Annotated in this window: 27 protein-coding genes, 1 pseudogene and 1 other annotated feature; of the genes and pseudogenes, 26 read left to right on the forward strand and 2 right to left on the reverse strand. The window is 39.9% G+C overall.

Features of this window, described 5'->3' with window-relative positions; translation table 11 throughout:
• The first annotated feature begins 22 nt into the window (after window positions 1-22).
• The 6 genes from pyrH (at window position 23) to TZ91_RS02940 (ending at window position 4,150) form a co-directional block, all read left to right on the forward strand.
• Entirely contained in the window at window positions 23-760 is a 738-nt protein-coding gene (gene pyrH, locus TZ91_RS02915; RefSeq protein WP_000002996.1) for a UMP kinase, read from the forward strand.
• Window positions 761-768: 8 nt separating this feature from the next.
• A complete protein-coding gene (gene frr, locus TZ91_RS02920; RefSeq protein WP_033686645.1) occupies window positions 769-1,326 on the forward strand; it encodes a ribosome recycling factor in 558 nt (185 codons plus the stop codon).
• 59 nt (window positions 1,327-1,385) lie between these two features.
• Window positions 1,386-2,240: an RNA-binding virulence regulatory protein CvfB gene (gene cvfB, locus TZ91_RS02925; RefSeq protein ID WP_033686644.1), complete on the forward strand. Its 855-nt coding sequence runs from the start codon at window positions 1,386-1,388 to the stop codon at window positions 2,238-2,240.
• 11 nt (window positions 2,241-2,251) lie between these two features.
• Complete coding sequence (locus tag TZ91_RS02930) at window positions 2,252-2,809, forward strand: GrpB family protein (RefSeq protein ID WP_033686642.1); 558 nt, start codon at window positions 2,252-2,254, stop codon at window positions 2,807-2,809.
• 45 nt (window positions 2,810-2,854) lie between these two features.
• The gene (locus TZ91_RS02935; protein WP_001232089.1) at window positions 2,855-3,070 is read left to right on the forward strand and encodes a YozE family protein; all 216 of its coding nucleotides are present in this window, start codon (window positions 2,855-2,857) and stop codon (window positions 3,068-3,070) included.
• Between the two features lie 84 nt (window positions 3,071-3,154).
• The gene (locus TZ91_RS02940) at window positions 3,155-4,150 is read left to right on the forward strand and encodes a PhoH family protein (protein WP_033686641.1); all 996 of its coding nucleotides are present in this window, start codon (window positions 3,155-3,157) and stop codon (window positions 4,148-4,150) included.
• Between the two features lie 56 nt (window positions 4,151-4,206).
• On the opposite strand, the gene ald is transcribed toward TZ91_RS02940, so the two are convergent.
• Entirely contained in the window at window positions 4,207-5,319 is a 1,113-nt protein-coding gene (gene ald, locus TZ91_RS02945) for an alanine dehydrogenase (protein ID WP_033686640.1), read from the reverse strand.
• A 171-nt stretch (window positions 5,320-5,490) separates the two neighbouring features.
• Between ald and TZ91_RS02950 the strand changes: the two are divergent.
• From TZ91_RS02950 to TZ91_RS03020, 15 genes and pseudogenes are all read left to right on the forward strand, one after another.
• A pseudogene (locus TZ91_RS02950) lies at window positions 5,491-5,610 on the forward strand (GNAT family N-acetyltransferase); the annotation flags it as partial.
• Between the two features lie 13 nt (window positions 5,611-5,623).
• The gene (locus TZ91_RS02955) at window positions 5,624-6,202 is read left to right on the forward strand and encodes a hypothetical protein (protein ID WP_045597045.1); all 579 of its coding nucleotides are present in this window, start codon (window positions 5,624-5,626) and stop codon (window positions 6,200-6,202) included.
• Window positions 6,199-6,741, forward strand: coding sequence for a hypothetical protein (locus TZ91_RS02960; RefSeq protein WP_033686639.1), 543 nt, complete (start codon window positions 6,199-6,201; stop codon window positions 6,739-6,741). Before TZ91_RS02955 ends, TZ91_RS02960 begins: the two co-directional genes overlap by 4 nt.
• Before the next feature lie 11 nt (window positions 6,742-6,752).
• Entirely contained in the window at window positions 6,753-7,316 is a 564-nt protein-coding gene (locus TZ91_RS02965; RefSeq protein WP_033686872.1) for a hypothetical protein, read from the forward strand.
• A 113-nt stretch (window positions 7,317-7,429) separates the two neighbouring features.
• Entirely contained in the window at window positions 7,430-8,431 is a 1,002-nt protein-coding gene (locus TZ91_RS02970) for a hypothetical protein (RefSeq protein WP_045597047.1), read from the forward strand.
• Between the two features lie 190 nt (window positions 8,432-8,621).
• The gene (locus tag TZ91_RS02975; RefSeq protein ID WP_033686638.1) at window positions 8,622-9,191 is read left to right on the forward strand and encodes a GNAT family N-acetyltransferase; all 570 of its coding nucleotides are present in this window, start codon (window positions 8,622-8,624) and stop codon (window positions 9,189-9,191) included.
• 66 nt (window positions 9,192-9,257) lie between these two features.
• A complete protein-coding gene (locus TZ91_RS02980; RefSeq protein ID WP_033686637.1) occupies window positions 9,258-9,908 on the forward strand; it encodes a helix-hairpin-helix domain-containing protein in 651 nt (216 codons plus the stop codon).
• Entirely contained in the window at window positions 9,892-12,132 is a 2,241-nt protein-coding gene (locus TZ91_RS02985; RefSeq protein ID WP_033686636.1) for a DNA internalization-related competence protein ComEC/Rec2, read from the forward strand. The genes TZ91_RS02980 and TZ91_RS02985 overlap by 17 nt, the downstream gene beginning before the upstream one ends.
• A 72-nt stretch (window positions 12,133-12,204) precedes the next feature.
• Window positions 12,205-12,336: a sequence feature (ribosomal protein L20 leader region), on the forward strand.
• Between the two features lie 15 nt (window positions 12,337-12,351).
• Window positions 12,352-12,882, forward strand: coding sequence for a translation initiation factor IF-3 (gene infC, locus TZ91_RS02990; RefSeq protein ID WP_000848180.1), 531 nt, complete (start codon window positions 12,352-12,354; stop codon window positions 12,880-12,882).
• A gap of 32 nt (window positions 12,883-12,914) precedes the next feature.
• Window positions 12,915-13,115 carry a 50S ribosomal protein L35 gene (rpmI, locus tag TZ91_RS02995; protein ID WP_001125943.1) on the forward strand — a complete coding sequence of 67 codons (201 nt, stop codon included), beginning with the start codon at window positions 12,915-12,917 and terminating at the stop codon, window positions 13,113-13,115.
• A 51-nt stretch (window positions 13,116-13,166) separates the two neighbouring features.
• The gene (rplT, locus tag TZ91_RS03000; protein ID WP_000124836.1) at window positions 13,167-13,526 is read left to right on the forward strand and encodes a 50S ribosomal protein L20; all 360 of its coding nucleotides are present in this window, start codon (window positions 13,167-13,169) and stop codon (window positions 13,524-13,526) included.
• A gap of 58 nt (window positions 13,527-13,584) precedes the next feature.
• Window positions 13,585-13,965 (forward strand): lactoylglutathione lyase, encoded by a 381-nt coding sequence (gloA, locus tag TZ91_RS03005; protein ID WP_000157153.1) that lies wholly within the window; start codon window positions 13,585-13,587, stop codon window positions 13,963-13,965.
• A 248-nt stretch (window positions 13,966-14,213) separates the two neighbouring features.
• Window positions 14,214-15,014 (forward strand): dihydroorotate dehydrogenase electron transfer subunit, encoded by an 801-nt coding sequence (locus TZ91_RS03010; protein WP_033686635.1) that lies wholly within the window; start codon window positions 14,214-14,216, stop codon window positions 15,012-15,014.
• Window positions 14,977-15,963: a dihydroorotate dehydrogenase gene (locus TZ91_RS03015; RefSeq protein ID WP_161793112.1), complete on the forward strand. Its 987-nt coding sequence runs from the start codon at window positions 14,977-14,979 to the stop codon at window positions 15,961-15,963. The genes TZ91_RS03010 and TZ91_RS03015 overlap by 38 nt, the downstream gene beginning before the upstream one ends.
• 97 nt (window positions 15,964-16,060) lie before the next feature.
• Window positions 16,061-17,773, forward strand: a complete 1,713-nt coding sequence (locus TZ91_RS03020; RefSeq protein WP_045597049.1) for a glucosaminidase domain-containing protein — start codon at window positions 16,061-16,063, stop codon at window positions 17,771-17,773.
• A 60-nt stretch (window positions 17,774-17,833) separates the two neighbouring features.
• On the opposite strand, the gene pavA is transcribed toward TZ91_RS03020, so the two are convergent.
• A complete protein-coding gene (pavA, locus tag TZ91_RS03025; RefSeq protein WP_033686631.1) occupies window positions 17,834-19,489 on the reverse strand; it encodes an Rqc2 family fibronectin-binding protein PavA in 1,656 nt (551 codons plus the stop codon).
• Window positions 19,490-19,593: 104 nt separating this feature from the next.
• Here pavA and ybeY point away from each other — a divergent pair, with 104 nt between their 5' ends.
• From ybeY to coaE, 5 genes are read left to right on the forward strand one after another with little or no spacing between them, the layout of a single operon-like run.
• Window positions 19,594-20,091 carry an rRNA maturation RNase YbeY gene (gene ybeY, locus TZ91_RS03030; protein ID WP_000275156.1) on the forward strand — a complete coding sequence of 166 codons (498 nt, stop codon included), beginning with the start codon at window positions 19,594-19,596 and terminating at the stop codon, window positions 20,089-20,091.
• Complete coding sequence (locus tag TZ91_RS03035) at window positions 20,072-20,467, forward strand: diacylglycerol kinase family protein (RefSeq protein ID WP_000378166.1); 396 nt, start codon at window positions 20,072-20,074, stop codon at window positions 20,465-20,467. The genes ybeY and TZ91_RS03035 overlap by 20 nt, the downstream gene beginning before the upstream one ends.
• Window positions 20,468-20,483: 16 nt before the next feature.
• Window positions 20,484-21,383, forward strand: coding sequence for a GTPase Era (gene era, locus TZ91_RS03040; RefSeq protein WP_033686630.1), 900 nt, complete (start codon window positions 20,484-20,486; stop codon window positions 21,381-21,383).
• A 48-nt stretch (window positions 21,384-21,431) separates the two neighbouring features.
• Entirely contained in the window at window positions 21,432-22,256 is an 825-nt protein-coding gene (mutM, locus tag TZ91_RS03045) for a DNA-formamidopyrimidine glycosylase (protein ID WP_033686629.1), read from the forward strand.
• On the forward strand, window positions 22,256-22,846 hold the full coding sequence (gene coaE / locus TZ91_RS03050; protein ID WP_045597052.1) for a dephospho-CoA kinase: 591 nt from the start codon (window positions 22,256-22,258) through the stop codon (window positions 22,844-22,846). Before mutM ends, coaE begins: the two co-directional genes overlap by 1 nt.
• The last annotated feature ends 1 nt before the right edge of the window (window position 22,847 follow it).

Below are 22,847 nucleotides of genomic sequence, written 5' to 3' on the forward strand. Positions count from 1 at the left end.
GGATAAAAAAAGGAGAGTGAAAATGGCGAATCCCAAGTATAAACGTATTTTAATCAAGTTATCAGGTGAAGCCCTTGCCGGTGAACGTGGCGTAGGGATTGATATCCAAACAGTTCAAACAATCGCAAAAGAGATTCAAGAAGTTCATAGCTTAGGTATCGAAATTGCCCTTGTTATTGGTGGAGGAAATCTCTGGCGTGGAGAACCTGCAGCAGAAGCAGGTATGGACCGCGTTCAGGCAGATTACACAGGAATGCTTGGGACTGTTATGAATGCTCTTGTGATGGCAGATTCATTGCAACAAGTTGGAGTTGATACACGTGTGCAAACAGCTATTGCTATGCAACAAGTGGCAGAGCCTTATGTCCGTGGACGTGCCCTTCGTCACCTTGAAAAAGGACGTATCGTTATCTTTGGTGCCGGAATTGGTTCACCTTACTTCTCAACAGATACAACAGCGGCCCTTCGTGCAGCTGAAATCGAAGCGGATGCTATCCTTATGGCTAAAAATGGCGTAGATGGTGTTTACAATGCCGATCCTAAGAAGGACAAGACAGCTGTTAAATTTGAAGAATTGACCCACCGTGACGTTATCAATAAAGGTCTCCGTATCATGGACTCAACAGCTTCAACCCTCTCAATGGATAACGACATTGACTTGGTTGTCTTCAACATGAACCAACCAGGCAACATCAAACGTGTCGTATTTGGGGAAAATATCGGAACAACAGTTTCAAATAATATCGAAGAAAAGGAATAAGAAAGATTATGGCTAACGCAATTATTGAAAAAGCTAAAGAGAGAATGACCCAGTCTCACCAATCACTTGCTCGTGAATTTGGTGGCATCCGTGCCGGTCGTGCCAATGCAAGCTTGCTTGACCGTGTACATGTAGAATACTATGGAGTAGAAACACCTCTTAACCAAATCGCTTCAATTACCATTCCAGAAGCGCGTGTTTTGTTGGTAACACCATTTGACAAGTCTTCATTGAAAGACATCGAACGTGCCTTGAACGCTTCTGATCTTGGTATTACACCAGCTAATGACGGTTCTGTGATTCGCTTGGTTATCCCTGCTCTTACAGAAGAAACTCGTCGCGACCTTGCTAAAGAAGTGAAGAAGGTCGGTGAGAATGCTAAAGTGGCTGTCCGCAATATCCGTCGCGACGCTATGGATGAAGCTAAGAAACAAGAGAAAGCAAAAGAAATTACTGAAGACGAATTGAAGACTCTTGAAAAAGACATTCAAAAAGTAACAGACGATGCTGTCAAACACATCGATGAAATGACTGCCAATAAAGAAAAAGAACTTTTGGAAGTCTAAAAATAAACAGAAAAACTCAGTTGGCATTGCTGGCTGAGTTTTATTCGAAAGAAGGAAATATGAATACAAATCTTGCAAGTTTTATCGTTGGACTCATCATCGATGAAAATGACCGTTTTTACTTTGTGCAAAAGGATGGCCAAACCTATGCGCTTGCCAAGGAAGAAGGTCAGCATACAGTAGGGGATACGGTTAAAGGTTTTGCTTATACAGATATGAAGCAAAAGCTCCGCTTGACCACTTTAGAAGTCACTGCCACTCAGGAACAATTTGGTTGGGGTCGTGTCACAGAAGTTCGTAAGGACTTGGGTGTTTTTGTGGATACAGGACTTCCTGACAAGGAAATCGTTGTGTCACTCGATATTCTTCCTGAGCTCAAGGAACTCTGGCCTAAGAAAGGCGACCAACTCTATATCCGTCTTGAAGTGGACAAGAAAGACCGTATCTGGGGACTTTTGGCCTATCAAGAAGACTTCCAACGTCTGGCTCGTCCTGCTTACAACAACATGCAGAATCAAAACTGGCCAGCCATTGTATACCGCCTCAAGCTGTCAGGAACTTTTGTTTACCTACCAGAAAATAATATGCTTGGTTTTATTCACCCAAGTGAGCGTTATGCAGAACCACGTTTGGGGCAAGTATTAGATGCGCGCGTTATTGGTTTCCGTGAAGTGGACCGCACGTTGAACCTCTCCCTCAAACCACGTTCTTTTGAAATGTTGGAAAATGATGCTCAGATGATTTTGACTTACTTGGAAAGCAATGGCGGTTTCATGACCTTAAATGATAAGTCAACTCCAGATGACATCAAGGCAACCTTTGGCATTTCTAAAGGTCAGTTCAAGAAAGCACTTGGTGGCTTGATGAAGGCTGGTAAAATCAAGCAAGACCAGTTTGGGACTGAGTTGATTTAGGTCTTATAGACATGAAAAAGAAACTTGAAGAAATGAGTTTAGAGGAACTCTGGCAACTTTTTCCTATTTTTCTAGTAGAGCACAAGTCAGAGTGGAAAGACTGGTATGAATCGGAAAAAACAAGTCTGAAAAAAATATTGGGTGCAAATGTTATTAAAAGAATAGAACATATCGGTAGCACTGCTATCCCTAATATTTGGGCCAAAAATATCGTTGATATTCTGTTAGAAGTAGGTAGAATAGAGGATTTAGCAAGAGTTAGGGATTTATTGGTGAAGAATGGGTGGCTAGTGATGTCGGAGAGTCCTAACAGGATTTCGCTAAATAAAGGATATACAGAGCAGGGATTTGCTGAGAAAGTTTTTCATTTACATTTGCGAATGACGGGAGATCATAACGAGATTTATTTTAGAGATTATCTCTGCCAGCATCCAGATATCGCCCAAGCGTATCAGGAATTAAAACTCAGTTTGTGGAAACAATTTGAACACAATCGAGACGCCTATACAGATGCGAAAACGGATTTTATAAACCACTATGTGTCAGAGGCTAAGTCCAGTAATTTTTAAAAATCAGAAAAGTTTCATCAAAAAAAGTCTTGATAGGAGAAAGAATTGAGAAAATCATTTTACACTTGGCTCATGACCGAGCGCAATCCTAAAAGTAACAGTCCCAAAGCTATCTTGGCAGACCTAGCTTTTGAAGAGTCTTCCTTCCCAAAACACACCGATGATTTTGATGAGGTGAGTCGCTTTTTAGAAGAACATGCCAGTTTCTCTTTTAACCTAGGAGACTTTGACGCCATCTGGCAAGAATACTTAGAACACTAGCATGATTCATTGGGTTTGGGCTAGTAATTTCTCCACCCCTTTGCTATAATAAAAAGAAATAAAAGGATTAGAGAGGTTCTTTATTTGAAGGAACATTCAATAGACATTCAACTGAGTCATCCAGATGACCTGTTTCATCTTTTTGGTTCCAATGAACGCCATCTTCGTTTGATGGAAGAAGAGCTTGATGTTGTGATTCATGCCCGTACGGAGATTGTGCAGGTTTTGGGAGAAGAAGCTGCATGTGAGGAAGCCCGTCAGGTTATCCAAGCCTTGATGGTTTTGGTGAATCGTGGGATGACGGTTGGGACGCCAGATGTGGTGACTGCAATTAGCATGGTCAAAAACGATGAAATCGACAAGTTTGTCGCCCTTTACGAAGAAGAAATCATCAAGGATAATACTGGGAAGCCTATCCGTGTCAAAACCTTGGGTCAAAAACTTTATGTGGACAGTGTTAAACAGCATGATGTGACCTTTGGAATTGGGCCAGCAGGTACAGGGAAGACCTTCCTTGCAGTGACCTTGGCTGTGACAGCTCTTAAACGTGGTCAGGTTAAGCGGATTATCCTAACACGCCCGGCAGTGGAAGCTGGCGAGAGTCTAGGTTTTCTTCCGGGTGATCTTAAAGAGAAGGTAGATCCTTACCTTCGACCTGTTTATGATGCCTTGTATCAGATTCTAGGCAAAGACCAGACGACTCGTCTCATGGAGCGTGAAATTATCGAGATTGCACCCCTTGCCTATATGCGTGGACGGACCTTGGAGGATGCTTTTGTCATTCTCGATGAGGCGCAAAATACGACTATCATGCAGATGAAGATGTTTTTGACTCGTTTAGGCTTTAATTCTAAGATGATTGTCAATGGAGATATCAGTCAGATTGACCTTCCGCGTAATGTCAAGTCCGGTTTGATTGATGCCCAAGAAAAGCTCAAGAACATTCACCAGATTGACTTTGTTCATTTTTCAGCCAAGGATGTGGTTCGCCATCCAGTTGTCGCTCAGATTATCCGAGCCTATGAACCAGTACCAGTTAAAAATGAAGAGCGTGAAGAAAACCAAGAAGAAACAGAATAGCAAAAAAGAGCAGTTCAGGTGGAATTGCTCTTTCTTTTATCTGATAATAAGATTTTTTAGACTAGTTCGTCAATTGGAGTATGTTTTTTATCGAGATCTTGAGCTACTGGAAGACTGGTTAAGTAACCTTGATAAGTGGTAACACCTTGACGCAAGCCCTGATCCTCAGAGATTGCTTGCACAAAACCTTTACCAGCCAAAGCTTCGATATAAGGAAGAGTGACATTGGTTAGGGCAATGGTTGAAGTACGGGCTACCGCACCGGGGATGTTAGCAACGGCATAGTGGAGCACACCGTGTTTTTCATAGACAGGCTCATCGTGCGTTGTCACACGGTCAGCTGTCTCGATAACACCACCTTGGTCAACAGCAACGTCAACGATGACTGATCCTGAACGCATTTGCTTGACCATCTCATCTGTGACCAGTTTTGGTGCTTTGGCACCTGGAATGAGAACCGCCCCAATAACAACATCCGCATCTCTCACACTGGCTTCGATGTTAAATGAATTGGACATGAGAGTTTGAATTTGGTGACCAAAGACCTCCTCTAAAACGGAGAGACGTTTAGCACTGATATCAAGGATGGTCACTTGCGCTCCCAATCCTAAAGCGATGCGGGCAGCATGTGTACCTACGACACCACCACCGATGATGGTTACTTTCCCTTTAGGTACACCCGGCACACCACCCAGTAGGACGCCAGAACCTCCTGCTTGCTTAGTTAGGAAATGAGCACCGATTTGGACTGCCATACGGCCTGCAACCTCACTCATAGGAACGAGGAGTGGTAACTGACCTTGGGAATCACGAACAGTTTCATAGGCAATCCCTGTTGTTTTTGCTTCCAACATAGCATCTGCTAATTCTGGAGCAGCGGCCATGTGCAAGTAGGTGAAGAGAAGCAGGTCGTCACGTAAGTAACCATATTCAGAAGCTAGTGGTTCTTTTACTTTCACGACCAACTCAGCTGCCCAGGCTTCACCAGCAGTAGCGACAATTTCAGCTCCTTGCTTTTGATAGTCAGCATCAGTAAAGCCAGAACCTAGACCAGCCTTTGTTTCGATAAGGACGCGATGACCACGGCCGACTAAGCTGTGGACACCAGCAGGTGTTAGGGCAACACGGTTTTCATTATTCTTAATTTCTTTTGGAATTCCGATTAACATAGAGAAAAACTCCCTTTCTATTGACGGGTTGTAAATGATTTATCACAATTATCTATAAAATAAGGTGATGATTTTATTCTATATGAAACCGCTTTAAAAAGCAAGAAAAACTTGTTGTAACTTCTTTTTTATGCTAGACTGATAGAAAATACTTTTGAATGGTAGAAACGTATGGAATCAATCTTTTTAAAACTAGCTCAGTATCCCATAGCCGAGACTGAGCGTTTATTGCTTAGACCTGTAACTTTGGATGATGCAGAAGCTATGTTTGAGTGTGCATCAGATAAGAAAAAAGGAGATTCTCTTGGACGAAAAGCAAATTATAAAGTTAAAGGACGTTGAATTTGTAGGAATTGGTACTTTTGAAGGGGAAATAGTTTTTTTTGATAAGAAAACAGGCAGGATGTTCTTAGGTCATTCTAAAACAAAGTTTAAAGTGTCTCCTGTTGCTTTCTCAGCAGGAGCAACACTTATACTTTATGTGATTGTAAGAGAAATAAGTAAAATTCAGGTATTCAGTGGTTTTTGGCCCTTGATTTTTGGTTTTTTTCTAATGATCATTGTCTCAAAACTCCTCTACAGACCTGCTTTGAATGAAGAATTAATTATTAGTCCTTTTGTACTTTCAAACGTTGATATGATAACTTTTCTTAAAAACGAGAAGAAAAATATAGTGAAGAGTCATCTCATCATACTACTGGGATTTCTTTTTCCAGTGCTTTTTTCTATAGTTTATTTATTGACTTCTAATTTTTTATTTTTGTTTTTAGCCATTTTATTTTTTATGTTTCCTCTATTGTTATTAAACACGAAACCAATACAGAGATTTAAAGTAGTTCATATGTTAGACAAAAAATATTCCACTAAGGAAAATGATATATGAAAAAATATTTAAAAAATATGGTTCCGATAGGAACAATTGATAAAAATCCAGTTTATTTTGATAAAAAAGATTCTAGTTTATACATAGTAAGAAAAAAGACTTCTTTTTTGGAAACTGCTGGCAGTAGCATGATCATGATTATTTATGGCATAATTGGAAAAGTCAATTCCAAATACTATTCAACCATTCTGGGAAGATATCAATTTCTAATGATTGGCATCCTGATTTCCTTTATAATAGCCTTTGTTGTTTGTTATGCGACCTTCCATCGTGAGAGAGAAGTGGAAAAACTTCAATTAGAGGAAAAAGCAATGAGGGACTTTGTGTTAAGAGAACGAAAAAATATCTTGTTTACTTATTTATCTCTTATCATATTACCACTAATTATAATATTCTTTGCATACCTCTTTATCACATATAGCAACATTTCATGGGGAGTTGTTTCAGTTTTATTTATGACTATATATTTTATGTTCTTTTATAATAAAATCTTCCAAAGAGGAAAAATCATAAATGAACTGTATAAAACTTATAAATGATAAAGATAATTATGAAAAGTAACACTAAAAATTTCATTGCCCTAGGTATATATCAGGGAAAATCTGTCTACTATAACAATGAAAATCATCAACTGTTATATTCAACAAAGGATAAAACCAATGGAGCAACTGCTCTTACTGGTTACAGTTCAATTGCTCTTGTTTTATATAGTGTTTTAAGAAGTATAAGTAAAAATGGTAAAGTACCAACAGATTTTCGGTTGCTGTCTTTGGTCCTTGCTTATATTATCATTAGTATTGGTAGCAGTCTATTCCTTTATTATGTTTTAAATCGTGTCATTGAGTTAGAAGAATTTCAAATTGATTTAAGAAATTATCAAGACTTTTTAAAGCAAGAAAAAAGGAATGTTTTAATATTATATATAACGATGCTCTGTTTTTTGATTATAGGAATAGTGACTGGAATTATTTTCATAAGTTCAGGTAATTATATTAGTCTTGTATTAACTTTATCATCATATTTTATTGTATGCACTATTTTAAATACCAAATTGATTAAACGTGGCATGATATTGAGAAAGTTATACAAAGAATTAGAAAATAAAGATATTTAATTGAAAGATCGAGTTCTATAGATTTTTTAATTTATTGAAAAATTAGAATAAGCTGATTAAGCTGTGATTTTTAATTAAACGGACTTAGAGTTAGGTCAATTTAGGAGGTTAATGTGAAAGAAAAAACAGTTAGAGAAGTTGAAGAATTAAATAAAGCTTATTTTAAAAGTTTAGCGAACACTCGCGCATCTGCAAGTATGATGTTTATTTCGTTTACAGGAGTATTTATATTATCTTTAATTATTTGGGTTTTTTCCTGGTATTTAAAAGAGGTTTTATTAATAAATCCATTAACTTATTGGTTTTTTGATCTTCTCATTTTCTTCTTACTTTATTTAATTGTTGCTTTTTTTATTCCATTAGCAGGAATGTTTGCATATAAAAGACAAATTTTAGCAACCTTTTCTCTGATGATAGTTTATATTGGAATATACTTTTCATTACAAATGATGATGCTGATAATTCTTGTAACATCAATCTCGACGAAGGAATTTTCGCTTGGATTCCCTAAGTATTCTCCAATTTTTATTCCATTTTTGTTAATTTCTACAGTTTGTGGCTTTATTTATCAATATTTCTGGTTAAAACGCCAGTTAAAAAAAGGTTTCTCTGTAAATAGGACAATGGGGAATTATTTTGCTAAATCTAATGCATATGGTAGAAACTCTCTTTACATCATTTTTGGACTTTCTATGTTGGCTGCCTTACTTTCAGGTAAATTGATACTTATTTTTGGAATTCTTGGAGCTCTTCTTTTCAGCTATGCATTTTCTCAATTGATTACAGAAGTCGCCTATCTTTTATATCTTAAAACTCAAAGCAAGGAATATTGGGAAGATGTACCTACGAAAAAAGAGACTTTTCGAGATTTATTTAAGGGTTTCAGTTTAAAGAAAGCAAAAATTAGAATTTTCCTTGAGATTTTGTTTTGTTCAATATTTCTAGGTATTATGTATAATATAGGCTATTTTAGTCCTAGTTCATACACCCCCCTTTGGCTTATTTGGTTTGGGAGAATATTTATAATTTTGATAGGACTGGATATTTTGGTAAGTTTTATTCTTTATGTCATAAAAAAAGTAAATACTAGATTCCAAAAAGGAAAGAAAAAATGATGAATCTTCATTGTCAGTAGGACTCTGAATTATGTAATTATTGATTTTAAGAAACATTTAGAAATGCTTCCAAAGACCAGAAAACTCTCTGCTCTAGAATCAGTTATCTGGTATTCTTTGTTCGCGCTTCTTGTTATCACTTCTTTTTTATGCTAGACTTGTAGAAAATATTTGTAAATGGAGGAAAAGTATGGAATCGATCTTTTTAAAACTAACTCAGCATCCCACAGTCGAGACAGGGCGTTTATTGCTTAGACCTGTAACCTTGGATGATGCAGAAGCAATGTTTGCCTATGCCTCAGACAAGGATAATACACGTTACACATTTCCAACCAATCAAAGCTTGGAAGAAACCAAGAATAGCATTGCTCAGTTCTACTTGACCAATCCCTTGGGACGCTGGGGAATAGAATTAAAAAGCAATGGTCAGTTTATTGGAACCATTGATTTGTACAAGATTGATTCTGTTCTTAAGAAGGCAGCTATTGGCTACATTATCAATAAAAAGTATTGGAATCAAGGATTGACGACAGAAGCCAATCGTGCCGTAATTGAGCTAGCTTTTGAGAAGATTGGAATGAACAAGTTGACCGCCCTTCACGATAAGGACAATCCTGCATCTGGAAAGGTCATGGAGAAATCAGGCATGTGTTTTTCCCATGCAGAACCATATGCTTGTATGGACCAGCATGAAGAAGGCCGAATCGTTACAAGAGTTCATTATGTCTTGACCAAGGAAGACTATTTTGCAAATAAATAAGCAGTTGAGAAGAAATTTTCAACTGTTTTTTCTTCCTCTTACGAATAATCTAAGAGAGGAGAAAATATGGAAGCAATTATCGAGAAAATTAAAGAGTATAAAATCATTGTCATCTGTACTGGTCTGGGCTTGGTTGTAGGCGGATTTTTCCTGCTAAAGCCAGCTCCACACACACCTGTCAAAGAAACGAATTTGCAGGCAGAAGTTGCAGCTGTTTCCAAGGATTCGGTATCCGAAAAGGATGTGAAGAAGGAAGAAAAGGAAGAACCCCTTGAACAAGATCTAATCACAGTAGATGTAAAAGGCGCTGTTAAAGCACATGGAATTTATGACTTGCCTGTAGGTAGTCGAGTCAATGACGCTGTTCAGAAGGCAGGTGGCTTGACAGAGCAAGCAGACAGCACGTCGCTCAATCTAGCTCAGAAAGTTAGTGACGAGGCTCTGGTTTACGTTCCAGCTAAGGGAGAAGAATCAGCTAGTCAACAGGCAGGTTCTGGAGCGCCTTCTTCAACAAGCAAGGACAAGAAGGTCAATCTCAACAAGGCCAGTCTGGAAGAACTCAAGCAGGTAAAGGGACTGGGAGGAAAACGAGCTCAGGACATTATCGATTATCGTGAGGCAAATGGGAAATTTAAGTCGGTCGATGAACTCAAGAAGGTCTCTGGAATTGGTGCCAAGACCATAGAAAAGTTAAAAGATTATGTTACAGTGGATTAAGAATTTCTCTATTCCCCTAATTTACCTTAGTTTTCTGTTGCTTTGGCTTTACTACGCCATTTTCTCATCATCTTATCTCGCACTGCTAGGTTTTGTTTTTCTGCTAGTCTGTCTCTTTATCCAATTTCCGTGGAAATCTGCTGGTAAAGTTCTAATAATTTGCGGAATCTTTGGATTTTGGTTTCTGTTTCAAACTTGGCAACAGAGTCAAGCGAGTCAAAACCTAGCGGATTCTGTTGAAAGGGTACGGATTCTGCCCGACACTATTAAGGTCAATGGTGATAGCTTATCCTTTCGGGGCAAGGCTGACGACCGTATTTTCCAAGTCTATTATAAACTCCAGTCTGAGGAGGAGAAAGAACAATTTCAAACTTTAACAGCCCTTCATGATTTGGAACTAGAAGGGAAGCTTTCGGAGCCAGAGGGGCAGAGAAATTTTGGTGGTTTTGACTACCAGGCTTATCTGAAGACTCAGGGAATTTATCAAACTCTCAATATCAAAAAAATCCAGTCACTTCAAAAGGTTGGCAGTTGGGATATAGGAGAAAATCTATCCAGTTTACGTCGAAAGGCTGTGGTTTGGATTAAGACACATTTTCCAGACCCTATGCGCAATTACATGACAGGGCTTTTGCTAGGACATCTGGATACAGATTTTGAGGAAATGAATGAGCTTTATTCTAGTTTAGGAATTATCCACCTTTTTGCCTTGTCGGGTATGCAGGTAGGCTTTTTCATGGATGGATTTAAGAAACTTCTCTTGCGATTGGGCTTGACCCAAGAAAAGTTGGAATGGCTGACTTATCCCTTTTCCCTTATCTATGCAGGGCTGACAGGATTTTCAGCATCAGTCATTCGTAGTCTCTTGCAGAAGCTACTGGCTCAACATGGTGTTAAGGGCTTGGATAATTTTGCCTTGACGGTCCTTATCCTCTTTATCATCATGCCTAACTTTTTCTTGACAGCAGGAGGTGTTTTGTCTTGTGCCTACGCTTTTATCTTGACCATGACCGGCAAAGAAGGGGAGGGGCTTAAGGCTATTGCTAGAGAAAGTCTGGTTATTTCTTTGGGAATATTACCCATCTTATCCTTCTATTTTGCGGAATTTCAGCCTTGGTCCATCCTTTTGACCTTTATCTTTTCCTTTCTATTTGACTTGGTCTTCTTACCGCTCTTGTCTATCTTATTTGCCCTTTCCTTTCTCTATCCAGTTATTCAGCTGAATTTTATCTTTGAATGGTTGGAGAGGGTGATTCGCTTGGTATCGCAGGTGGCAAGTAGGGCACTGGTCTTTGGACACCCCAATTCATGGATGTTGATGCTACTATTAATTTCCTTGGCTTTAGTCTATGATTTGAGAAAAAATATTAAAAGGCTAGCAGTATTGAGCTTATTGATTACAGGTCTCTTTTTCTTGACCAAGCATCCACTGGAAAATGAAGTTACCATGCTGGATGTGGGGCAAGGAGAAAGTATTTTCCTACGGGATGTAACTGGGAAAACCATTCTCATAGATGTGGGTGGCAAGGCAGAATCTGATAAGAAAATCGAAAAATGGCAAGAAAAGGCGATGACCAGCAATGCCCAGCGAACTTTGATCCCCTATCTCAAAAGTCGCGGAGTATCCAAGATTGATCAGCTAGTTTTGACAAATACGGACAAGGAGCATGTTGGTGATTTCCTGGAGGTGATCAAGGCTTTCCATGTAGGGGAGATCTTAGTATCAAAAGGCAGTTTGAAGCAGAAAGAATTTGTGGCAGAACTACAGGCGACTCAAACAAAAGTTAGAAGTATAACAGCAGGGGAGAACTTGCCAATTTTTGGAAGTCAGTTAGAAGTCCTATCTCCAAGGAAAATGGGAGATGGAGATCATGAAGATTCCCTGGTTTTGTATGGAAAACTCTTGGATAAAAACTTTCTTTTCACAGGAAATTTGGAGGAAAAAGGAGAGAAGGAATTGCTGAAGCAATATCCTGACTTAGAGGTCGATATCTTGAAAGCAAGCCAACATGGCTCTAAAAAATCATCAAGTTTAGCCTTTCTAGAAACACTCAAACCAGAGTTTACTCTTATTTCAGTTGGAAAGAACAATCGAACGAAACTCCCCCATCAGGAAACCTTGACACGACTGGAAGCTATCAATAGTAAAGTTTACCGAACTGACCAGCAAGGAGCTATACGCTTTAAAGGGTGGAATAGTTGGAAAGTCGAAACGGTTGGTTAATGAGCAGAAACTTTTCAAAAAAATAACTTTTTATCTTGACAAGAGCTAGAAAACTTGGTATCATATAAAAGTTGAGAAAAGCAGAAGTGAGAGCTTCTCGCCTTGTGACATTAAGTTGCCTGGCCCTACGGATGAAAAGTTTCTAAGAAACGCTATCATAACGTGCGGGCTTGTATTATTACGAGTCCGCTATTGTTTTTCTCTAATAAAACAAAAGAGGTGAAAACCATAGCAAAGCAAGACTTATTCATCAATGATGAGATTCGTGTACGTGAAGTTCGCTTGATTGGTCTTGAAGGAGAACAGCTAGGCATCAAGCCACTCAGTGAAGCGCAAGCTTTGGCTGATAACGCTAATGTTGACCTAGTATTGATTCAACCCCAAGCCAAACCGCCTGTTGCAAAAATTATGGACTACGGTAAGTTCAAGTTTGAGTATCAGAAGAAGCAAAAAGAACAACGTAAAAAACAAAGTGTTGTTACTGTGAAAGAAGTTCGTCTAAGTCCAACTATTGACAAGGGTGACTTTGATACAAAACTTCGCAATGCACGCAAATTCCTTGAAAAAGGAAATAAAGTTAAGGTATCTATTCGCTTTAAGGGTCGTATGATTACCCATAAAGAGATTGGTGCAAAAGTTTTAGCCGAGTTTGCTGAAGCAACTCAAGATATTGCCATCATCGAACAACGTGCTAAAATGGATGGACGTCAAATGTTCATGCAATTGGCGCCAGCGACTGACAAAAAATAATTGTCAGAAAGTTAAATAAAGGAGAAAAAATCATGCCAAAACAAAAAACACACCGCGCATCAGCTAAACGTTTCAAACGTACAGGTTCTGGTGGACTTAAACGTTTCCGTGCTTACACTTCTCACCGTTTCCACGGAAAAACTAAAAAACAACGTCGTCATCTTCGTAAAGCATCTATGGTGCATTCAGGAGATTACAAACGTATCAAAGCAATGCTTACTCGCTTGAAATAATAGCTTGACTGTAAGTAAACAATTCTAGGAAATATTTGGAGGAAATAAAACATGGCACGTGTTAAAGGTGGCGTTGTATCACGCAAACGTCGTAAACGTATTCTTAAATTAGCAAAAGGTTACTATGGAGCTAAACACATCTTGTTCCGTACTGCAAAAGAACAAGTAATGAACTCTTACTACTATGCATACCGTGACCGTCGTCAGAAAAAACGTGACTTCCGCAAATTGTGGATCACTCGTATCAACGCGGCAGCACGTATGAACGGACTTTCATACTCACAATTGATGCATGGTTTGAAATTGGCTGAGATCGAAGTTAACCGTAAAATGCTTGCTGACTTGGCTGTTAACGATGCAGTAGCTTTCACAGCTCTTGCAGATGCAGCTAAAGCAAAACTTGGTAAATAATAACTGATAAGACTGGAACAGGATTGTCCCAGTCTTTTTAAAAATAAAGGAGAAAAATATGGCTTCAAAAATGCTACATACTTGCTTGCGAGTAGAAAATCTTGAAAAATCAATTGCATTCTATCAAGATGCTTTTGGATTTAAAGAATTGCGTCGCAGAGATTTTCCAGACCATGCCTTCACGATTGTCTATCTAGGTCTTGAGGGTGATGACTATGAGTTGGAGTTGACTTATAACTACGATCATGGTCCTTATGTGGTTGGAGATGGATTTGCCCATATCGCCCTAAGTACACCTGATCTTGAAGCTCTTCATCAAGAGCATAGTGCAAAAGGATATGAAGTGACTGAGCCAAATGGTCTACCAGGAACTGCACCTAACTATTACTTTGTCAAAGACCCTGATGGCTACAAGGTCGAAGTCATTCGTGAAAAATAATCTCGTGAGGTCAAGTAGAATGTTCGTTTTCTACTTGACTTTTTTTAGCTGAAAGAGTATACTAGTAAAAATTTAACCTTTAAGGGGAGTCCAGAGAGACTCACAAGGTGTCAGATAAAAGAATAGTACAATTTTCTAGAGGAGACTTTTTGAGTGTGCTCTCTTGTGTTGTACGATTTTAACTGAGGCCTTGCACTAGCAAGGTCTTTTCTTTGTCTGGTCCCCTTAAAATTTAAGGAGGAAAAGTCATGAATCCCACATGTAAGAAACGTTTGGGTGCGATTCGATTGGAAACCATGAAGGTGGTTGCACAGGAGGAAATCGCGCCAGCAATCTTTGAATTAGTCCTAGAGGGGGAAATGGTTGAAGCCATGAGAGCAGGCCAATTTCTTCATTTGCGTGTGCCTGATGATGCCCATCTTTTGCGTCGCCCTATTTCAATTTCGTCTATTGATAAGGTAAACAAGCAGTGCCGTCTCATTTATCGGATTGAAGGGGCTGGCACAGCTATTTTCTCAACCTTAAGTCAGGGTGACACTCTTGATGTGATGGGGCCTCAGGGAAATGGTTTTGACTTGTCTGACCTAGATGAGCAGAGCCAGGTTCTCCTCGTTGGTGGTGGAATTGGTGTACCTCCTTTACTTGAGGTGGCCAAGGAATTGCATGCGCGTGGAGTAAAAGTAGTGACAGTCCTTGGTTTTGCTAATAAGGATGCTGTTATTCTTGAAAAGGAATTGTCTCAATATGGTCAAGTCTTTGTAACGACAGATGATGGTTCTTATGGTATCAAGGGAAATGTTTCCGTTGTTATCAAGGATTTAGACAATCAATTTGATGCTGTTTACTCATGTGGGGCTCCAGGAATGATGAAGTATATCAATCAAACCTTTTATGACCACCCAAGAGCCTATCTATCTTTGGAATCTCGAATGGCTTGTGGGATGGGGGCTTGCTATGCCTGTGTCCTAAAAGTGCCAGAAAGCGAGACGGTCAGCCAACGTGTCTGTGAAGATGGTCCTGTTTTCCGCACAGGAACAGTTGTATTATAAGGAGAAAATTATGACTAGAAATCGTTTACAAGTTTCTCTACCAGGCTTGGATTTGAAAAATCCGATTATTCCAGCATCAGGCTGTTTTGGTTTTGGTCAAGAGTATGCCAAGTACTATGATTTAGACCTTTTGGGTTCTATTATGATCAAGGCGACAACTCTTGAACCCCGTTTTGGCAATCCAACTCCAAGGGTGGCAGAAACACCCGCTGGTATGCTTAATGCAATCGGTTTGCAAAATCCTGGTTTGGAAGTTGTTTTGGCTGAAAAGTTACCTTGGCTAGAAAGAGAGTATCCAAATCTTCCCATTATTGCCAATGTAGCTGGTTTTTCAAAACAAGAGTATGCGGCTGTTTCTCATGGTATTTCCAAGGCAACTAATGTGAAGGCTATTGAGCTCAATATTTCTTGTCCCAACGTAGATCACTGTAATCATGGACTCTTGATTGGTCAAGATCCTGATCTGGCTTATGATGTGGTGAAAGCAGCTGTGGAAGCTTCTGATGTGCCAGTTTATGTCAAATTAACCCCTAGTGTGACCGATATCGTTACTGTCGCAAAAGCTGCAGAAGATGCGGGGGCAAGTGGCTTAACCATGATCAATACTCTGGTTGGAATGCGTTTTGACCTCAAAACCAGAAAACCAATCTTGGCCAATGGAACAGGTGGGATGTCTGGTCCAGCAGTCTTTCCAGTAGCCCTCAAACTCATCCGCCAAGTAGCTCAAACAACAGACCTGCCTATCATTGGAATGGGAGGAGTGGATTCGGCAGAAGCTGCCTTAGAAATGTATCTGGCTGGAGCATCTGCTATTGGAGTTGGAACAGCCAACTTTACCAATCCATATGCCTGTCCTGATATCATTGAAAATTTACCAAAGGTTATGGATAAATATGGTGTCAGCAGTCTAGAAAATCTCCGCAAGGAAGTAAAAGAGTCTCTGAGGTAAACTGCAATCAATCTGTTCTTGATTTTTTATCAGTTTGTAATGTTGATTATAGAGAATTTTGATACAATAAAATAGAAAGAACAGAGGAAGAAAGTTTATGAAGAAATTGAGATTTGTTTTTTTAGCTCTGCTATTTTTCTTAGCCAGACCAGAGAGTGCAATGGCTAGTGATGGTACTTGGCAAGGAAAACAATACCTGAAAGCAGATGGGAATCAAGCAGCCAATGAGTGGGTTTTTGATGCTCACTATCAATCTTGGTTTTATATAAAAGAAGATGCCAACTATGCTGAAAATGAATGGCTAAAGCAAGGTGACGATTATTTTTACCTCAAATCTGGTGGCTATATGGCCAAGTCAGAATGGGTAGAAGAAAAGGGAGCGCTCTATTATCTTGACCAAGATGGAAAGATGAAAAGAAATGCTTGGCTAGGTACTTCCTATGTTGGTGCAACAGGTGCCAAGGTAATAGAAGACTGGGTATATGATTCTCAATATGATGCTTGGTTTTATATCAAAGCAGATGGACAACACGCAGAGAAAGAATGGCTCCAAATTAAGGGCAAGGACTATTATTTCAAATCTGGTGGTTATTTACTGACAAGTCAGTGGATTGAACAGGCTTATGTAAGTGCTAGTGGCGCAAAAGTACAGCAAGGTTGGCTTTTTGACAAACAATACCAATCTTGGTTTTATATCAAAGAAAATGGAAATCATGCTGATAAAGAATGGATTTTCGAAAATGGTCACTATTATTATCTAAAATCCGGTGGCTATATGGCAGTTAATGAATGGATTTTGGATAAGGAGTCATGGTTTTATCTCAAGTCTGATGGCAAAATGGCTGAGAAAGAATGGGTATACGATTCTAAAAGTCAAGCCTGGTACTACTTCAAATCCGGTGGCTACATGGCAAAAAATGAGACTATTGATGGTCATCAGCTTGGAAGCGACGGTAAATGGCTTGGAGAAAAAGCTACAAATGAAAATGCTGCTTATTATCAAGTAGTACCTGTCACAGCAAATGTCTATAATGCAGATGGTGAAAAGCTCTCCTATATATCGCAAGGTAGTGTTGTTTGGCTAGATAAGGATAGAAAAAGTGATGACAAGCGCCTGGCTATTACTATTTCTGGTTTGTCAGGCTATATGAAAACAGAAGATTTACAAGCACTAGATGCTAGCAAGGATTTTATCCCTTATTATGAGAGTGATGGACATCGTTTTTATCACTATGTGGCTCAGAATGCTAGCATCCCAGTATCTACTCATCTTTCTGATATGGAAGTAGGCAAGAAATATTATTCGGCAGATGGACTGCATTTTGAAGGTTTTAACCTTGAAAATCCCTTTCTTTTTAAAGATTTGACAGAGGTTACAAACTATAGTGCTGAAGACTTGGATAAGGTATTTAGTCTGTTAAATATTGACAATAGTCTCTTGGAAAATAAGGGAGCTACCTTTAAGGAAGCTGAAGAACATTACCATATTAATGCCCTCTATCTCCTTGCCCATAGCGCCTTAGAAAGCGACTGGGGACGTAGCAAGATTGCCAAAGATAAGAATAATTTCTTTGGAATTACAGCCTATGATACGACCCCGTACCTTTCTGCCAAGACATTTGATGATGTGGATAAGGGGATTTTAGGAGCAAGCAAGTGGATTAAGGAAAATTATATCGATAGGGGCAGAACTTTCCTTGGAAACAAGTCGTCTGGTATGAATGTTGAATATGCCTCAGACCCTTATTGGGGTGAAAAAATTGCTAGTGTGATGATGAAAATCAATGAGAAACTAGGTGGTAAAGATTAGTCCTATAATTGGATATGATTTGAGTGAATAGTAAGTTAAAAATCCTGATTTCAAGTAAAATCAGGATTTTTTCATGGATGAGATTTTTTCGGGGTCTGGTGTGACACGGAGGGTCTTTTGTCCTGTGTAAGTGACAAAGCCTGGTTTTCCGCCAGTTGGTTTATTGAGTTTCTTGACTTCAATCATATCTACCTGCACCAGATTTGACAGGCGACCTTGAGAGAAGTAGGCTGCAAGTTCTGCTGCGTCTGTTTTGACTTCATCAGATGGGTCTAGGTTGCCTGAGATGACAACGTGGCTTCCAGGAATGTCCTTGGCATGGAACCAAAGTTCCTCCTTGCGGGCCATTTTAAAGGTTAGCTCCTCGTTTTGTAGGTTGTTTCGGCCGACATAGATGATGGTTTTGCCATCGCTTGCTAGATATTGTTCTGGTTTTTTGCGTTTCTGGATTTTTTCCCGTTGTCTTCTGCGGATAAAACCTGTTTGAATCAATTCTTCACGAATTTCAGCGATTTCTTCCAGCCCAGCTTGGTTGAGAACAGTTTCCACACTTTCCAGATAGAGAATGGTTGCCTTTGTTTCTTCAATCAGATCAGTCAAGTATTTGACAGCTTCTTTGAGTTTCTGATACCGTTTAAAATAGCGTTGGGCATTCTGGTTGGGAGTCAGAGCCTTATCAAGCGCAATCGTGATAGGTTGGTTGGTATAGTAGTTGTCTAGGATAACCTGGTCTTGGTCGTTAGGCACTTGGTGGAGGAAGGTTGTCAGCAATTCTCCTTTTTGTCGAAATTCTTCAGCGTTGTCTGTTGCTAGTAACTCTTTTTCCTGTTTTTTCAGCTTATGTCGATTTTTTTGAAGTTCATTTTCAACACGACGAATGAGTTCACTGGCTTGCTGTTTGACACGGTCGCGTTCAGCCTTGTCCTTATAGTAGGTATCCAACAAATCAGAAAGACTTGCAAAAGTCTCTCCTACATGATTTGCAAAAGGAACTGGACTGAAGGAAGTCTCAGTCAAGCATGGTTTGGTTTCTTGATTGAAAAAGTTACGGAAAGTAGGTAGTTTATCACTAACCAGTATGCTTTCCAATTCATTTGCCGTATCACGTCCCAGACCTTGAAAGAGGTTTTGAAGGTTCTTAGCTCTCGTTTCCTGAGTTTGTAGGATTTCAAAGAGCTTTTCATCCTTGATCGTAAAAGGATTGAGAGATTCCGTACTTGGCGGAGCGATGTAGGTTGACCCAGGAAGCAAGGTACGGTAGCTATTTTGTGAAAAGCCAACATGTTTGATGACTTCGAGGATTTTGTGGCTACTTTTATCAACCAGTAGAATATTACTGTGTTTCCCCATGATTTCGATAATCAAGGTAGCCTGAATATGGTCCCCAATCTCGTTTTTATTGGAAACTGTCATTTCCACAATACGGTCATTTTCCACTTGCTCAATCGATTCAATCAGGGCACCCTGCAAATATTTTCTTAAAACCATGATAAAGGTAGAAGGCTGGGCTGGGTTTTCAAAAGTTGTTTGGGTCAGCTGAATGCGTCCAAAAACTGGATGGGCAGAAAGGAGCAGGCGATGACTTTGGCGATTGCTACGGATTTGCAAGACCAACTCTTGTTCAAAAGGCTGATTGATTTTCTGGATGCGACCGTTCACTAATTCTCTTCGCAATTCCTCAACCATGTGGTGTAAAAAAAATCCGTCAAATGACATCGTTCTCTCCTTGTGATTGTATTCCATAGTATTATATCAAAAAGGTAGAATAAAATCATGGAAATGTGGTATAATAAAGCCAAGTAAAGAGAAACGAGAAGCACATGTATATTGAAATGGTAGATGAAACTGGTCAAGTTTCAAAAGAAATGTTGCAACAAACCCAAGAAATTTTGGAATTTGCAGCCCAAAAATTAGGCAAAGAAGACAAGGAGATGGCAGTCACTTTTGTGACCAATGAGCGTAGTCATGAACTTAATCTGGAGTACCGTGACACAGACCGTCCGACAGATGTCATCAGCCTTGAATATAAGCCAGAGTTGGAAATTGCCTTTGACGAGGAAGATTTGCTTGAAAATCCGGAATTGGCAGAGATGATGTCTGAGTTTGATGCCTATATTGGGGAACTGTTCATCTCTATCGATAAGGCTCATGAGCAGGCCGAGGAATACGGCCACAGCTTTGAGCGTGAGATGGGCTTCTTGGCAGTACACGGCTTTTTACATATCAATGGATATGATCACTACACTCCGGAAGAAGAAGCGGAGATGTTCGGTTTACAAGAAGAAATTTTGACAGCCTATGGACTCACAAGACAATAAACGAAAATGGAAAAATCGTGACCTGATATCTAGTTTAGAATTTGCCCTCACAGGGATTTTTACTGCTATCAAGGAAGAACGCAATATGCGAAAACATGCAGTGACGGCTCTCGTGGTCATCCTAGCAGGTTTTGTTTTTCAGGTGTCACGAATCGAATGGCTCTTTCTCCTATTGAGCATTTTCTTGGTAGTAGCTTTTGAAATTATCAATTCTGCTATTGAAAATGTGGTGGATTTGGCCAGTCACTATCACTTTTCCATGCTGGCTAAAAATGCCAAGGATATGGCGGCTGGCGCGGTATTAGTGGTCTCTCTTTTCGCAGCCTTAACAGGCGCATTGATTTTTCTCCCACGAATCTGGGATTTATTATTTTAAACAGTAAGAGGAAATTATGACTTTTAAATCAGGCTTTGTAGCCATTTTAGGACGTCCCAACGTTGGGAAGTCAACCTTTTTAAACCACGTTATGGGGCAAAAGATTGCCATCATGAGTGACAAAGCGCAGACAACGCGCAACAAAATCATGGGAATTTACACGACCGATAAGGAGCAAATTGTCTTTATCGATACACCAGGGATTCACAAGCCAAAGACGGCCCTTGGAGATTTCATGGTTGAATCTGCCTATAGTACCCTTCGTGAAGTGGATACCGTCCTTTTTATGGTACCTGCTGATGAGGCGCGTGGTAAGGGAGACGATATGATTATCGAGCGTCTCAAGGCTGCTAATGTACCAGTGATTTTGGTGGTGAACAAGATCGATAAGGTTCACCCAGATCAGCTTTTGTCTCAGATTGATGATTTCCGTAATCAGATGGACTTCAAGGAAATTGTACCAATCTCAGCTCTTCAAGGGAATAACGTCTCTCGTCTAGTGGATATTTTGAGTGAAAATCTAGATGAAGGTTTCCAATATTTCCCGTCTGATCAAATTACAGACCATCCAGAGCGTTTCTTGGTTTCAGAAATGGTTCGCGAGAAAGTCTTGCACCTAACTCGTGAAGAGATTCCGCATTCTGTCGCAGTAGTTGTGGATTCTATGAAACGAGATGAAGAGACAGACAAGGTTCACATTCGTGCAACCATTATGGTCGAGCGTGATAGTCAAAAAGGAATTATCATCGGTAAAGGTGGTGCTATGCTTAAGAAAATCGGTAGCATGGCCCGTCGTGATATTGAACTCATGCTAGGAGACAAGGTCTTCCTAGAAACCTGGGTCAAGGTCAAGAAAAATTGGCGCGATAAAAAGCTAGATTTGGCTGACTTTGGCTATAATGAAAAAGAATACTAAGTAGAGGTGGGCTCATGCCTGCTTCTTGTTTTTACAGAAGGAGGACTTATGCCTGAATTACCTGAGGTTGAAACTGTTCGTCGTGGCTTAGAAAAATTGATTTTGGGTAAGAAGATTTCGAGTATAGAAATTCGCTATCCCAAGATGATTAAGACAGATTTGGACGAGTTTCAAAAGAAAGTGCCTGGTCAAGTTGTTGAGTCAATGGGACGTCGTGGTAAATATTTACTTTTCTACCTGACAGACAAGGTCTTGATTTCCCATCTGCGCATGGAGGGCAAGTATTTTTACTATCCGGACCAGGTTCCTGAACGCAAGCATGCCCATGTTTTCTTTCAGTTTGAAGATGGTGGCACGCTTGTTTATGAGGATGTTCGCAAGTTTGGTACTATGGAACTCTTGGCGCCTGACCTTTTGGAAGCCTACTTTCTTTCTAAAAAACTAGGACCTGAACCAAGCGAACAAGACTTTGATGTGCAGGTCTTTCAAGTAGCTCTAGCTAAGTCTAAAAAGCCTATCAAATCCCATCTCCTAGACCAGACCTTGGTAGCTGGACTTGGTAATATCTATGTGGATGAGGTTCTCTGGCGAGCTCAGGTTTATCCAGCCAGACCTTCCCAGACTTTGACAGCAGAAGAAGCGACAGCTATTCATGACCAGACCATTGCTGTATTGGGACAGGCTGTTGAAAAAGGTGGTTCCACCATCCGAACTTATACCAATGCCTTTGGGGAAGATGGAACCATGCAGGATTTTCATCAAGTCTATGACAAGGCTGGTCAAGAATGTGTACGCTGTGGTACCATCATTGAGAAAATCCAACTAGGTGGACGAGGCACCCATTTTTGTCCTCAGTGCCAAAGGAGGGGCTGATGGGAAAAATCATTGGAATCACTGGGGGAATTGCCTCCGGTAAGTCAACCGTGACAAATTTTCTAAGAAAGCAAGGCTTTCAAGTAGTGGATGCCGACGCAGTCGTTCACCAACTACAGAAACCTGGTGGTCGTCTGTTTGAGGCTCTAGTCCAGCACTTCGGGCAAGAAATTATCCTTGAAAACGGAGAACTTAATCGCCCTATCCTAGCTAGTCTTATCTTTTCAATTCCTGAAGAACAGGAATGGTCTAAGCGAGTCCAAGGAAAGATTATCCGTGAGGAACTAGCTACGTTAAGAGACCAGTTGGCTCAGACAGAAGAGATTTTCTTCATGGATATTCCCCTACTTTTTGAGCAGGACTATGCCTCTTGGTTTAATGAGACTTGGTTGGTCTATGTGGATCGAGATATCCAAGTAGAACGTTTAATGAAAAGGGATCAGCTATCCAAGAATGAAGCTGAGTCTCGTCTGGCAGCCCAGTGGCCTTTAGAAAAAAAGAAAGATTTGGCCATCCATGTTCTAGACAACAATGGAAATCAGGATCATCTTCTTACTCAAGTGCGTATCCTTCTTGAGGGAGGTAGCTAAG

This window comes from Streptococcus mitis, assembly GCF_000960025.1.
Lineage (GTDB): Bacteria > Bacillota > Bacilli > Lactobacillales > Streptococcaceae > Streptococcus > Streptococcus mitis_DH.